Consider the following 13,898-nt stretch of genomic DNA (forward strand, 5'->3'; position numbering starts at 1 on the left):
ACGGATGACCATGCAAGAAACCAAAACATCTCCGGCGACGAGGGTATCGTCGTCGGCAGCTCCCCGCTGGCTGAGCGCAAAGCGGAAACAAAAGCTGATCCCGTGGCTGTTCTTAGCCCCGGCGCTGATTATTTTTACCTGGTTCAAATTTATCCCTATGGTTCAGGGGTTGATCATGAGTTTCTACAAGGTGAATTTCAATCAGCCGGACGAGTGGGTTGGGCTGGCCAATTTTAGCCGCGCGTTCGCCGATGGTGAATTACATGCGGCGGTCATCAATACGCTGCTGTACGTGGTGGTGACGATGGTGGCCGCCGCCATTCTGGCCTTTTTTCTGGCGATGCTGCTGGAAGGGCCGGTCCGCCATCTGCGTGTTATCCGTACCGCCATTTTCCTCCCGGCGGTCACCAGCGCGGCAATTGTCGCCGAGATGTGGCGGATTCTGTTTAACCCTACGCCGAACGGGGTGATGAACCACTTCCTGAGCTGGTTCGGCATTGATGATCAAGGCTTTCTGGCCAGTTCCGATCAGGCGCTGTGGGTGATCATGCTGCTGCATATCTGGAAGGCGGTACCGTACAACATGGTGATCTTTATCGCCGGCCTCGCCGGGATCAGCCGCGATCTCTACGACGCCGCCAATGTCGATGGCGCCAGCTGGTGGAACCGTCTGCGTTACGTCACCTTACCCGGCATGATCCCGGCGCTGTCGGTGGTGCTGATGCTGTCGTTTATTCGCGGCTTCCGGGTCTTTGCGGAAGTGTACGCCACCACCGGCGGCGGGCCATCAAACGCCACCGAGATGATCATGACCCACATTTATAAGCTCGGTTTCGAACAGTTCGATTACGGCTATGCCTCGGCGGTATCGTTCTTGCTGTTTGCTTTCACCGTGGTGCTGACCATCGTCCATCTCACTCTCAAAAAACGCATTGCCCGCTATTAAGGAGTTCTCATGTTAAGTCAACGCTGGGAGAGTGCCGGTCGCTGGTGTATTTACGCGCTACTGCTGGTGGTATTCGTCGGTCCATTTTGGGGGATTGTGGCGACGGCTTTTAGCGGCGCGCCCGTCAAGCCGGGTGAACTGCTGGCCTGGCCACATCAGTTTTCGCTGGATAACTTTCTCTTTGCCTGGCAGGACATTGGCGTCTGGCAGTATTTGCTGAACTCCATGCTGGTGGTGTTTTTTGGCACCATTTTGCAGGTTTCGGTGAGCGCCCTCGCGGCGTATGCGCTGGCGCGAAAGCGGTTTCGCGGCGCGGCGCTGGTGAGCCTCGTGATCCTCTCCACGATGATGCTGCCCGAAGAGGTTATCGCCATTCCGCTCTATATGATTATTAACTGGCGGCTGCCGGTCATCGACGCCTCTTTATATAACAGCTATCTCGGCATGATTTTGCCCGTCGTCGGCTGGGCATTCTCGATCTTCGTCCTCACCGAATTCATGTCCGCCATCCCGAAGGAGCTCGAAGAGGCGGCGCGTATCGACGGTGCGAACGAATGGCAGATTTTCTTCCACGTCATCCTGCCGCTGGTGAAGCCGGCGCTGGGGACCGTCGTCACCTTCGGTTTCATTATGATTTGGGATCAGTATCTGCTGCCGCTGATCGTCGTCAACCAGGACAGCCTGAACACCATTCCGGTGATCCTCGGCACCCTGCGCACCGACGAGAGCATCACGCCGAACATTTTTATCGCAATTACGCTGCTGGCGATGCTGCCGAGCATCATCGTCTACCTCGGTCTACAAAAACATTTCAATCGCGGGATTATGTCCGGTGCGGTCAAAGGATAAGGAGAGTGTGATGGGTGCCGTTGTTCTGAACAATGTCCGGAAGTCTTATGGTGAAGTTCACGTCATTAAAGATGTCTCATTGACCATTCCCGATGGCGAGTTTTGTGTGCTGGTTGGCCCCAGCGGCTGCGGAAAGTCCACGCTGCTGCGGATGATTGCCGGGCTTGAAGAGATTTCCGCCGGGGAAGTGCATATTAATAATAAGAACGTGACCGACGTTGAGCCGAAACTGCGCGATATTGCGATGGTCTTTCAAAGCTACGCGCTCTACCCGCAGATGACCGTGCGGGAAAACATGGGCTTTGCCCTGAAAATGGCCCGGCTGCCGAAGGATGAGGTGCGGCATAAAGTCACCGAGGCCGCAGCGCTGCTCGGTCTGGAACCGTTGCTCGAACGCCTGCCGAAAGATCTCTCCGGCGGCCAGCGCCAGCGCGTGGCGATGGGGAGGGCGATAGTGCGCAAGCCTCAGGTGTTCCTGTTTGATGAGCCGCTCTCTAACCTTGATGCCAAGCTGCGGACGCAGGTCAGAGGGGAAATCCGCGAACTGCACCGGCGCCTGAAAACCACCTCGGTATACGTGACCCACGATCAAATTGAAGCCATGACCATGGGGCAGATGATTGTGGTATTGCGCGACGGTCGGATCGAACAGGCGGGGACGCCGTTAGAGCTGTACGACAAACCGGCGAATCTGTTCGTCGCCGGTTTTATCGGCTCGCCGGAAATCAACCAATTGAAGGGCACCGTGCAGCGGGAGGGGGATAAAGCGAGTCTTTGCCTCAAGGATGGCTCATTGCTCATGCTGCCCCCCGGCCTGCAGGTTCAGCACGGCCAGCAGGTGGTCTACGCCATCCGGCCTGAGCAGGTCAACGTGGTGAAGGAGGCGCGGGAAGATGCTATTGCGGCGACGATTATGGCCATCGAAAACACCGGCTCCGACGTGCAGTTGTTTTGTCAAACCGGCGGCGGCGCTTTTACTTCCGTATTTAAGCAGCGGCTGGATGTTCGTGAAGGTGAGGCGCTGTGGCTGCAGCCGAAGCTTTCCGGCGTCCATCTGTTCGATGCGCAGAGCGGTTTACGCATTGCTGACCAGGGGGAGTCGGCATGAAGCTCTACACCCTGGATGAACGCTGCCTGGAGAATGCACGGGCCAATTTGCAGCAGCCATTTTCCCCCCTGCAACCGGCGCTAAGCCGCCTGATTGCCGAAGCGGATAAACTGTGCCGCGAGCCCCCTGAAAGCGTGGTGCATAAAAAGCTTCGCCCGGTGAGCGGCGATGCGCATGACTATTATAGCCTTGGGACCTACTGGTGGCCTAACCCGCGGCGTCCTAACGGGCTGCCCTATATTCGTCGCGATGGGCACACCAATCCGCAATGCGAAAATAATGATACCGATACGGCGCGCATTATCCGCATGTGCGAACGCTGTATGACGTTAGGCCTCGCCTGGCATTTCAGCGGTAAACGGCAGTACGCGCAGGCGGCGGCATTACAAATTCGCAGCTGGTTCCTCGAGGCGGATACCCGGATGAACCCGCACCTGAATTACGGCCAGGCGATTCCCGGGATTGTCTCCGGACGGGGGACCGGGCTGATTGATACCCGCTTATTGTGGATGGTGATTGATACTATTGGTCTGGTTGCCGCAGCGAACGTGCTGGAGACCGATGATATTATCGGGCTGCACCAGTGGTTCCGCGATTTTAACCACTGGATGTATTACAGCGAAATCGGCCATTCCGAATATGTCTGGCATAACAACCACGGTACCTGGTATGACGCCCAGCGGGCGGTAAATGCGCTGTTCTACGGGGATAAGGGCCTGGTGGCGCGCATTATTGAGCAAGGGGTCACCCAGCGCATGGCGGCGCAGATCGATCGGGACGGTAAGCAGACCATGGAGCTGGAGCGTACGATGCCGTTCCACTATTCGTTGTTTAATCTGGAAGCGCATCTGCTGCTCAACCGCTACGCGGAACATGTCGATATCGATCGCTGGAATGCGATTCGCGACGGGCGAGGGGTGAAGCAGGGGATTGACTATCTGGTGCCGTTTATTCGCGAACCGGATCTGTGGCCGTACAGCGACTTGCAAGGTATTGTCTGGGATAGCGCGCTGCGGGTGTTATTGCAGTCGATCCGCGGCTATGCCCAGCACGCGGACGACTACAAAGCGGTGTTGCATCAGTTCCCTCAGACTTCATTCTCCCTGAGGGAACGGTTGATGTGGTGCCCGCCGCTGCGCGCTTAATCGCGACGATTAGCCACCAGCTCCAGCAGATGGCGATCGGTTTGTTGCAGGCACACGCCGGCTTTATCGGCGTTACGGACTTCTTCAAGCACGGTTTGCAGCAGGATGCCGTCCTGCCGCTGCTCTTGCTCGAGCAGGGTCAGGAAGCGCCAGGTGGTATCATCGCTTTGCGCTTTGGCTTCTTCGGCGAGCCCGGAAAGCATGCTGCTGCGCCGCTGGTAATCGGCCAGGGTGGTGGCAAACAGATCTTCAAGGGAGGTACATTGATGACTGTAGCTCCCTTCATCTTTGACGATCGGCCAGTTTCCGCCGGTCTTCATATAATCAAACACGCGCATCATCTGCGTGACGCGGGATTGCGCGCGGGAGCGTAAAAAGGTGGCGGTGCCGTTCAGACGATGCTGTTCGCACCATTCGCTGAGATGCAGATATAAATTTGATGCGCGGAACTCAAGGTTCATCTGCATATTGAGCTTCTGCGCTATTCCTGGAACGACCATAAAAATATCCTTATTAGAGTGGAGGTATCATGCGCACGTCGGGAGCCGGCACCGGTAACCCTGCTGAGGGGCGACTCTTTACGCGTAACATTACTGGCAGAATAATGCATTCTGCTTTTTCCCTGTGTAAGCGGTAATGAATTTCCTGCTACCGATAAATATAGAATACTCTCAGAAGTTGATTAAGAAAACTCGCAAACTATCGTTTTTACGTTTCGTTACAACGTCAGGAATGAGTGGTTTTTATTATGGATACATAAATATATTTAAATTATCTTGTTGATTTTTATTGTTTTTATTTGTTTTTAAACCGGATTTAGTGCGGCTTATTATACGATTTTTTTATTAAATAAGAATTTAATCTTATGTTCATGTTTCTCGCATGACGGCGGTTTTATGCAATCAAAAGAGAAGCGAGAAAATTGTTGTAGATCATTTTTACTTGATAAGGGAAATAAGCATCTGGGGTGCTATTTAATTTAATCAATAAGCTCAGGACGAGAGACCCCCCGGTAGCCGCTGAATTCGCTAAAGGAAAGTGCGATCCGGGGATGTTGTGGCAAGAAAGAGGGTTTTCCTCGCGACTGCGCGCGGCCCTGGCCACAAGGATAACTCTGCTGGTGATATAGATAATACTGCTACGCTCAGGGCCAATTGTCTGACAATTAGGCCTTTTTTTATGTCATTTTCCGCTGAATCTATGCACGCAATTACTGTAATTCCGCGATGTGATAATGCTCTCGTAGGGAGAATTGATTTCCGGTTATTACTTAATGAACAACGGCAGTGGGCGGTGCGTTTTTCTAATGCCTTGTTTTACGCCAGATAAAAACATTAAGTCCGATATTTCCCTACAGAAAAGCGAATTAAAGCTGGAGTTTACCATGCACAAATTTACTAAAGCGCTGGCGGCGATCGGTCTCGCTGCGGTTATGTCACAATCAGCTATGGCAGAAACACTTAAACTCGGTTTTCTGGTTAAGCAGCCAGAAGAACCCTGGTTTCAAACCGAATGGAAATTCGCCGATAAGGCCGGTAAGGATTTAGGCTTCGAGGTGATTAAAATTGCGGTGCCGGACGGCGAAAAAACGCTTAACGCAATTGACAGCCTGGCGGCCAGCGGCGCCAAAGGCTTTGTGATTTGTACCCCAGACCCGAAGCTGGGATCGGCGATTGTGGCGAAAGCGCGCGGCTATGATATGAAAGTCATCACCGTTGATGACCAGTTCGTGAATGCGAAAGGTAAACCGATGGACAGCGTGCCGCTGGTGATGATGGCCGCCAGCGAAATCGGCGCCCGTCAGGGCCAGGAGCTGTACAAGGAGATGCAAAAACGCGGCTGGGACGTTAACGATACCGGGGTGATGGCGATTACCGCCGATGAGCTCGATACCGCCCGTCGCCGCACCACCGGCTCGATAGATGCGCTGAAAGCCGCCGGTTTCCCGGAGAAACAGATCTACCGCGTACCCACCAAATCCAACGATATCCCCGGGGCTTTCGATGCCGGTAACTCAATGCTGGTACAGCATCCGCAGGTTAAACACTGGCTGATTGTCGGGATGAACGACAACACGGTGCTGGGCGGCGTACGGGCCACCGAAGGGCAGGGCTTTAAAGCGGCGGACGTGATTGGTATCGGGATTAACGGCGTTGATGCGGTCAATGAACTCTCTAAAGCCCAGGCTACCGGCTTCTACGGTTCGCTGCTGCCGAGCCCGGACATTCACGGTTATAAAACCAGCGAGATGCTCTACAACTGGGTGAGCAAAGGCGCCGAGCCGCCGAAATTTACCGCGGTGACCGATGTGGTGCTGATAACCCGCGACAACTTCAAAGAAGAGCTGGCGAAAAAAGGGCTGTAAGGCCTGGCTGACCGTGCCTCCCGCCGGCGGCGGGAGGCAAAGCGTAGAAGAGCGGAGTCGTTATGCAACAGTCTACCCCTTATCTCTCATTTCGCGGTATCACCATGACTTTTCCCGGCGTTAAAGCGCTGTCCGATATTAGTTTTGACTGCTATAGCGGACAGATTCACGCCCTGATGGGAGAAAACGGCGCCGGGAAATCCACGCTGCTGAAAATTCTCAGCGGCAACTACATCCCGACCGCCGGTAATCTGTTGATTGGCGGGCAGCCGCGGGCGTTTGCCAATGCCGCCGAGGCGCTCAACGCCGGAGTGGCGATTATTTATCAGGAGCTGCACCTGATTCCGGAGATGACCGTGGCGGAGAATATCTATCTCGGTCAGATCCCGCACAAATACGGCGTGGTTAACCGATCGCTGCTCAACGATAAAGCGCGCCTGCAGCTGGAACATCTGGGGCTGGATATCGACCCGGAAACGCCGTTGAAATATCTCTCTATCGGCCAGTGGCAAATGGTGGAGATTGCCAAGGCGCTGACCCGCAACGCCAGGGTGATCGCTTTTGATGAACCCACCAGTTCCCTCTCGGCCCGCGAAATCGACAACCTGTTTCGGGTTATTCGCGAGCTCCGTCAGGAAGGGCGCGTCATTATTTATGTCTCTCACCGTATGGAAGAGATCTTTGCCTTAAGCGATGCGATCACCGTATTCAAAGATGGCCGCTACGTACGCACCTTCACTGATAGGCAAACCGTCAGCCATGATGCGCTGGTGCAGGCGATGGTGGGCCGTGAGCTGGGCGATATCTACGGCTGGCAACCGCGTGAATATGGCCCGGAGCGTTTGCGTCTGGAGCAGGTGAAAGCGCCGGGCGTGCGCGCGCCGGTGAGCCTGTCGGTGCGCAGCGGAGAAATTGTCGGCCTCTTTGGGCTGGTGGGGGCCGGTCGCAGCGAACTGATGAAAGGATTATTTGGCGGCACCCGGATCACCGGCGGGCAGGTGTATATCGATGGTCAGGCTATCGATATCCGTAAACCGGCGCAGGCCATTGCGGCCGGCATGATGCTGTGCCCGGAGGATCGCAAGGCGGAGGGGATTATTCCGGTCCACTCGGTGCGCGACAATATCAATATCAGCGCGCGACGCCGGCATATTTACGCCGGCTGCATCATTAATAACGGCTGGGAAGCGCAGAACGCCGACCGGCATATTCAATCCCTCAATATTAAGACCCCGGGGTCTGAGCAGCCGATCGTCAACCTCTCCGGCGGCAACCAGCAGAAAGCGATTCTTGGGCGCTGGCTGTCGGAAGAGATGAAAGTGATTCTGCTCGATGAGCCGACCCGCGGAATTGACGTTGGGGCGAAGCATGAGATTTATCACGTGATCTATGCTCTGGCGGCCTCCGGCGTCGCCGTCGTTTTCGCCTCCAGCGATTTACCTGAAGTGCTCGGCGTGGCGGATCGAATCGTGGTGATGCGCGAGGGGGAAGTGGCGGGTGAGCTGCTGCATGAAGCTGCCAATGAACAGCAGGCGTTAAGCCTTGCGATGCCAAAAGTGAGCCAGGCGGTCGCCTGAGTAAGGAGCTTATGATGTCCTCTGTTACCACCTCAACTACCCGCCGACCTGCCTTCAGCTTTGCCCGTATCTGGGATCAGTTTGGCATGTTAGTGGTCTTTGCCGTGCTGTTTATCGGCTGCGTTATTTTTGTGCCGAACTTTGCCTCATTCATCAATATGAAAGGGCTGGGTCTGGCGATTTCGATGTCCGGTATGGTGGCCTGCGGCATGCTGTTTTGCCTGGCGTCCGGCGATTTTGACCTCTCGGTAGCCTCGGTCATCGCCTGTGCCGGCGTGACCACCGCCGTCGTGATCAATCTGACGGAAAGCCTGTGGACGGGAATCGCCGCCGGTCTGCTGCTGGGGGCGATCAGCGGGCTGGTGAACGGCTTCGTGATTGCCCGGCTGAAAATTAACGCCCTGATCACCACCCTGGCGACGATGCAGATCGTACGCGGGCTGGCCTATATTATCTCCGATGGTAAAGCGGTGGGCATCGAAGATGAGCGCTTCTTCACCTTAGGCTACGCCAACTGGTTCGGCCTGCCGGCGCTGATCTGGCTGACCGTCGCCTGCCTGATCGTGTTTGGCCTGCTGCTCAATAAAACCACCTTTGGCCGCAACACCCTGGCGATAGGCGGGAATGAAGAGGCGGCCCGTCTGGCGGGAGTGCCGGTCGTCCGCACCAAAATTATTATTTTCGTGCTTTCCGGGCTGGTCTCCGCGGCGGCGGGGATTATTCTGGCATCGCGAATGACCAGCGGCCAGCCGATGACTTCAATAGGCTATGAATTGATCGTTATTTCGGCCTGCGTGCTGGGCGGCGTATCGTTGAAAGGCGGGATCGGCAAAATCTCCTACGTGGTGGCCGGGATCCTGATCCTTGGCACCGTCGAGAACGCGATGAACCTGCTTAACATTTCGCCGTTCTCGCAATATGTGGTCCGCGGCGTGATTTTGCTGGCGGCGGTGATCTTCGATCGCTACAAGCAAAAAGCCAAACGTGCGGTTTAATGACTTCCAACCTTTCAGTTTAATCCTGGAATGTCGCCAGCGCCCGTTGCGCTGGCGACAACTATCAAAAATGGCGAGCTCGGTCACACTGTCTATACTTACATGGCTAACAATTAGTTAACAACCAGCGTAACGCTGACCATGAAAGGAGGAGAACAGGGTGGCTGACCAGATATCTGTACCGCCTGTGCCAACCGGACATCATGCATTTTTCTTTGACCTTGACGGTACTCTTGCCGATATCAAACCTCATCCCGATCAGGTTGTTATCCCGGTGAACGCGCTTCAGGCGCTGCGGCAGCTCGCGCAGCAACAGGATGGGGCGGTGGCATTGATTTCAGGGCGCTCAATGGTGGAGCTTGATGAGCTTTCCCGTCCTTACCGGCTGCCGCTGGCCGGTGTTCACGGGGCAGAACGCCGCGATATCAATGGTAAAACGCACATTGTCACACTGCCGGAAGCGCTGCTCAACGCGCTGGATGAGCAGTTGACCGCCGCGCTGGACGCGCTGCCGGGCTGTGAACTGGAACACAAGGGGATGGCGTTTGCGCTGCATTATCGCCAGGCGCCGCAGCACCAGGATGCCGCGCTGTCGCTGGCGCAACGGCTGGTTCAACGTTATCCCATTCTGGCGCTCCAGCCTGGCAAATGCGTGGTGGAGATCAAGCCACGCGGAGTCAATAAAGGAGAGGCCATTGCCACTTTTATGCGGGAAGCGCCCTTTCAGGGGCGCGAACCGGTCTTCGTGGGCGATGATTTGACGGATGAAGCCGGCTTTGGCGTGGTGAATCAACTGGGCGGCATGTCGGTAAAAGTAGGGGACGGCGACACCCTGGCGCAGTGGCGTCTGCCGGATGTGGCGGCCGTTCACCATTGGCTAAACAGCATCGTAAATAATGAGCAACTATCAGATGCGCAAAACGACAGGAGGAATGGCTATGGGGCGCTTAGTCGTAATATCTAATCGCATTGCGCCACCGGATGATAAAAAGGCCAGTGCGGGTGGCCTGGCCGTGGGAATTTTAGGCGCGCTGAAGGCCGCCGGAGGATTATGGTTTGGCTGGAGCGGGGAAATCGGCGATGACCAGAAGCCGCTGAATAAAGTGACGCGCGGCAATATCACCTGGGCGTCGTTTACCCTCAACGAACAGGATCATGACGAGTACTACAACCAGTTTTCCAACGCGGTACTGTGGCCGGCGTTCCACTATCGCCTGGACCTCGTGGATTTTCAGCGCCCGGCCTGGGAGGGCTATCTGCGGGTCAATGCGAACCTGGCGCAGAAGCTGCTACCGCTGGTGGAAGCCGACGATATGCTATGGGTTCATGACTATCACCTGCTGCCGTTTGCCAGTGAACTGCGCAAGCAGGGGGTAAACAATCGGATTGGCTTCTTTTTGCACATTCCTTTCCCGACGCCAGAAATTTTTAACGCGCTGCCCCCGCATGCCGAATTACTGGAACAGCTCTGCGACTACGACCTGCTGGGTTTCCAGACCGAGAACGATCGGTTGGCGTTTCTTGACTGTATTTCGTTGCAGACCCGGCTGGTGACCCGGGGCGGCAAGAGCCATGAAGCCTGGGGGAAACATTTCCGCACCGAGGTCTACCCAATAGGTATCGATCCTGAGGAGATTGCGCGAAGCGCGAAGGGACCGCTGCCGCCAAAACTTGCCCAGTTGAAAAGCGAGCTTAAGAGCGTGCAAAATATCTTTTCCGTTGAGCGGCTGGATTATTCCAAAGGTCTCCCGGAGCGCTTTCTGGCCTATGAGGCCCTGCTGGAGAACTATCCGCAGCACCACGGGAAGATTCGCTATACGCAGATTGCGCCGACATCGCGCGGCGAGGTGCAGGCCTACCAGGATATTCGCCACCAGCTGGAAACGGCCAGCGGCAGAATCAATGGCCAATACGGCCAGCTGGGCTGGACGCCGCTTTACTATCTGAATCAACATTTTGAACGCAAGCTGTTGATGAAAATCTTCCGCTATTCCGACGTCGGCTTAGTGACGCCGCTGCGCGACGGCATGAACCTGGTGGCGAAAGAGTTTGTTGCCGCGCAGGACCCGCAGAATCCAGGGGTACTGGTACTGTCGCAGTTTGCCGGCGCGGCGAATGAGCTGACCAGCGCGCTTATCGTCAATCCCTACGATCGTGATGAAGTCGCAGCCGCGCTGGATCGCGGCCTGACCATGCCGCTGGCGGAGCGTATCGCGCGCCATTCGGCGATGCTGGCGGTGATTAAGGAAAATGATATCCACCACTGGCAGGAAAGGTTTATTACCGACCTAAAGCAGGTTGAGCCGAGAAGCGAGGAGAGCCGGCTGCGACGAAAAGTCGCCACTTTCCCTAAACTTGCCTGACCATGGTTAAGGCTAACGCTGCGGCGTTAGCCTTTTTCCAGCGATACCAGCAATACATCCACGCCGCTGCTGCCGACGATACTTTTCGCCGAGCAGGTCGCGCGGGAAAACAGGCTCTGATTGTGGTTGCCACAAATGACCAGGTCGACATGATGCTGCTGGCAAAAGTCTTTGATATGGTGACACAGCTCACCGCTGGCGATCGTGAGGTTGCCGATCGGATAACCGGCCTCTGCGGCCAGTCCCGCGAGAAAATCGCGGGTTTCTTCGTGCATTAAATCCCGCAGATTTTCCAGCATCGGTGCGGCGAACTGATTATACAACTCCGGATCGGTCGCCAGGGTGATCAGGCTGACTTTGGCCGCCAGCGGGCGGGCGATGGAGACCGCCTTCGCGATCAGTATGCGGCTTTCCGGCGTGGGCGCAACGGCAACTAACAGATGTGAGTAGGGCATCAAGCCTCCTTAAGATACGCAAAATAACCCCTCTTACTTTCTTTACTCCGATTTCCATTCTCCCGCAAGGTCTATTCGCCATGCGCCAAAAGCACGCAATCCGTGGGTAATAAATCACGTTTCTGGTCATTGGTCCTCGGTTATGGTCTTCGGTTTTGATATAAAAGAAATGTTGTTTTATAAATCGGTGAAGCCCGTCTGCTGACTCTTTGTATTTTTGCCATGGGTGAGGGCGGGCTGGCAAAAATGAAAAGGTAACCCTCTCCCCATGCTTTTACTGTAGCCATGTACCAACTCCCTTTTGGCTAAGAACCTCACCCATCAGGCTATTTTATTGGCCGGTTCGGCTCCGGGTGAACGACGCGAATCATCCTCATGTACCTGGCGTATCGCCGGTTGTTTCGCGCTGTCGGTGTCCGAACCGTCTGCAATAATGTCGCCTACCGGGAAAGGCTCTAAGCCAGAAAGATTGTCGGAGTTCTCTCCAAAAGACACAGGATTTACGGCGATGAAAACACGTAAAATCGGTTTGGCTAACTACCTTGCCTATGGATCGGGCGATTTTCTGGGCGCGGGGACCACAGCACTCACCGCGGCATGGTTACTCTATTTTTATACAACGTTTTGTGGTCTGACGCCTATCGAAGCGACGTTAATCTTCGCGACGGCGAGGGTACTGGATGCGGTGATTAGTCCGCTGATGGGCTTTCTGACGGATAACTTTGGCACCACCTGGCTGGGCAAACGCTTTGGCCGACGCAAGTTCTTTATTCTGTTAGGTATTCCCTGTGTGTTTAGCTACTCGATCATGTGGGTTGGCGACATGGGATTCTGGTACTACCTGCTGACCTATCTGCTGTTTGATATCGTCTACACCATGATTCTGGTGCCATACGAAACGCTGGTACCGGAAATGACCGACGATTTTAAGCAGAAAACGAAATTTTCCGGAGCGCGCATTTCCATGGCGCAGATGTCGGCCATTCTGGCATCGTTCCTGCCGGGCGTTCTGCTGAGCCACTTTGGCAAGGACAACGCCATCTCCTTCTTTTACGCCAGCCTGGTGTTCTCGGTACTGTGTGCGCTAATGCTGACCTTCGTCTGGTGCTTTACCTGGGAACGGCCGCGTGAAGCGTGGTCGGAGGCGGCGCTGCGTGCCGAAGAAGAGAAGCGTAACCTCTCGCTGGCTCAGAGCCTTAACCGCCTGTTTATTGAGCTGAGTTCGACGCTGCGGATTAAGATTTTCCGTCAGCATTTAGGCATGTACCTCGGCGGCTATATCGCCCAGGACGTCTTCAACGCCGTCTTCACCTACTACGTGGTCTTTGTGCTGATGCAGGAAGCCTCGATGGCCTCCAACCTGCTGGGTACGATGGCCATCTTCCAGTTTATTGCGGTGATCGCCATGATTCCGCTGTGCATTCGCTTTGGCCCGGCGCCGTCTTATCGCATGGTGGTGGTGTTGTTCGGCTTGAGCTCTCTGTCATATGCGATGCTCTACTATGCCGGCCTGAGCGACATCTACTCGCTACTGCTGCTGGTCTCCGCCATTGCCGGCCTGGGGCGCGGTGGGATTAACTACGTGCCGTGGAACACCTACACCTACATCGCTGATGTCGATGAGGTTATTACCGGGCAGCGCCGCGAGGGCATTTTCGCCGGCATCATGACGCTGACGCGTAAAGCCTCGCAGGCGGGGGCGGTGATGTTGGTGGGGATCATTATGCAGCTGTCCGGCTTTGTCTCCGGGCAGAAGACCCAGCCCTATGAAGTCAGCCACACCATTTTATTGATCCTCAGCGTGGGTACGCTGCTGGTGCTGGCCTGCGGCTTCCTCGTCTCCCTGCGCTTTAAGCTCAACCTCGCGACGCATAGCGTGCTGCGGGCCGAAACGCAGAAAATGCGCCAGTCAGGTCGCCCCCAGCCGGAGCTGGCGCGCGCCGAAGACCGTGCGATAGTCGAGATGCTGGCCGGGATGCCGTACGCCTCTCTGTGGGGAAATAACAATATTGGTTATCTGAATCGTAATAAACCTGCTGCGCCATCGCTCAAGCAGGGCGCTGAATTGAATTCGACATATAACAGAGGTTAAAGA

The 13,898-nt window shown here is 55.4% G+C and carries 12 protein-coding genes; 10 read left to right on the top strand and 2 right to left on the bottom strand.

What is annotated here, in order from left to right:
- Positions 1 to 4: 4 nt before the first annotated feature.
- From ACI2JR_RS08415 to ACI2JR_RS08430, 4 genes are read left to right on the top strand one after another with little or no spacing between them, the layout of a single operon-like run.
- Positions 5 to 946: a carbohydrate ABC transporter permease gene (locus tag ACI2JR_RS08415; RefSeq protein ID WP_462478321.1), complete on the top strand. Its 942-nt coding sequence runs from the start codon at positions 5 to 7 to the stop codon at positions 944 to 946.
- Positions 947 to 955: 9 nt separating this feature from the next.
- The gene (locus ACI2JR_RS08420) at positions 956 to 1,795 is read left to right on the top strand and encodes a carbohydrate ABC transporter permease (RefSeq protein ID WP_132724794.1); all 840 of its coding nucleotides are present in this window, start codon (positions 956 to 958) and stop codon (positions 1,793 to 1,795) included.
- 10 nt (positions 1,796 to 1,805) lie between these two features.
- Positions 1,806 to 2,903 (top strand): ABC transporter ATP-binding protein, encoded by a 1,098-nt coding sequence (locus ACI2JR_RS08425; protein WP_132724792.1) that lies wholly within the window; start codon positions 1,806 to 1,808, stop codon positions 2,901 to 2,903.
- Positions 2,900 to 4,048 carry an alginate lyase family protein gene (locus ACI2JR_RS08430; protein WP_132724790.1) on the top strand — a complete coding sequence of 383 codons (1,149 nt, stop codon included), beginning with the start codon at positions 2,900 to 2,902 and terminating at the stop codon, positions 4,046 to 4,048. Before ACI2JR_RS08425 ends, ACI2JR_RS08430 begins: the two co-directional genes overlap by 4 nt.
- Here the strand turns inward: ACI2JR_RS08430 and ACI2JR_RS08435 are convergent.
- The gene (locus tag ACI2JR_RS08435; protein WP_132724788.1) at positions 4,045 to 4,548 is read right to left on the bottom strand and encodes a non-heme ferritin-like protein; all 504 of its coding nucleotides are present in this window, start codon (positions 4,546 to 4,548) and stop codon (positions 4,045 to 4,047) included. The genes ACI2JR_RS08430 and ACI2JR_RS08435 overlap by 4 nt on opposite strands.
- Positions 4,549 to 5,432: 884 nt before the next feature.
- On the opposite strand from ACI2JR_RS08435, the gene ACI2JR_RS08440 reads away from it, so the two are divergent.
- From ACI2JR_RS08440 to otsA, 5 genes are all read left to right on the top strand, one after another.
- Positions 5,433 to 6,413 (top strand): arabinose ABC transporter substrate-binding protein, encoded by a 981-nt coding sequence (locus ACI2JR_RS08440; protein WP_462478322.1) that lies wholly within the window; start codon positions 5,433 to 5,435, stop codon positions 6,411 to 6,413.
- A 62-nt stretch (positions 6,414 to 6,475) separates the two neighbouring features.
- Complete coding sequence (araG, locus tag ACI2JR_RS08445; protein WP_462478323.1) at positions 6,476 to 7,990, top strand: L-arabinose ABC transporter ATP-binding protein AraG; 1,515 nt, start codon at positions 6,476 to 6,478, stop codon at positions 7,988 to 7,990.
- A gap of 14 nt (positions 7,991 to 8,004) precedes the next feature.
- A complete protein-coding gene (gene araH / locus ACI2JR_RS08450) occupies positions 8,005 to 8,985 on the top strand; it encodes an L-arabinose ABC transporter permease AraH (protein WP_462478355.1) in 981 nt (326 codons plus the stop codon).
- A 160-nt stretch (positions 8,986 to 9,145) separates the two neighbouring features.
- Positions 9,146 to 9,949, top strand: coding sequence for a trehalose-phosphatase (otsB, locus tag ACI2JR_RS08455; protein WP_462478324.1), 804 nt, complete (start codon positions 9,146 to 9,148; stop codon positions 9,947 to 9,949).
- The gene (gene otsA, locus ACI2JR_RS08460; protein ID WP_132724780.1) at positions 9,924 to 11,348 is read left to right on the top strand and encodes an alpha,alpha-trehalose-phosphate synthase; all 1,425 of its coding nucleotides are present in this window, start codon (positions 9,924 to 9,926) and stop codon (positions 11,346 to 11,348) included. Before otsB ends, otsA begins: the two co-directional genes overlap by 26 nt.
- Positions 11,349 to 11,374: 26 nt before the next feature.
- On the opposite strand, the gene uspC is transcribed toward otsA, so the two are convergent.
- Positions 11,375 to 11,803 (bottom strand): universal stress protein UspC, encoded by a 429-nt coding sequence (gene uspC, locus ACI2JR_RS08465; RefSeq protein ID WP_462478325.1) that lies wholly within the window; start codon positions 11,801 to 11,803, stop codon positions 11,375 to 11,377.
- A 508-nt stretch (positions 11,804 to 12,311) separates the two neighbouring features.
- On the opposite strand from uspC, the gene ACI2JR_RS08470 reads away from it, so the two are divergent.
- Positions 12,312 to 13,895 carry an MFS transporter gene (locus ACI2JR_RS08470; RefSeq protein WP_132724776.1) on the top strand — a complete coding sequence of 528 codons (1,584 nt, stop codon included), beginning with the start codon at positions 12,312 to 12,314 and terminating at the stop codon, positions 13,893 to 13,895.
- Positions 13,896 to 13,898: the final 3 nt, after the last annotated feature.

This window comes from Klebsiella sp. NPDC088457 (assembly GCF_044900465.1).
Lineage (GTDB): Bacteria > Pseudomonadota > Gammaproteobacteria > Enterobacterales > Enterobacteriaceae > Klebsiella.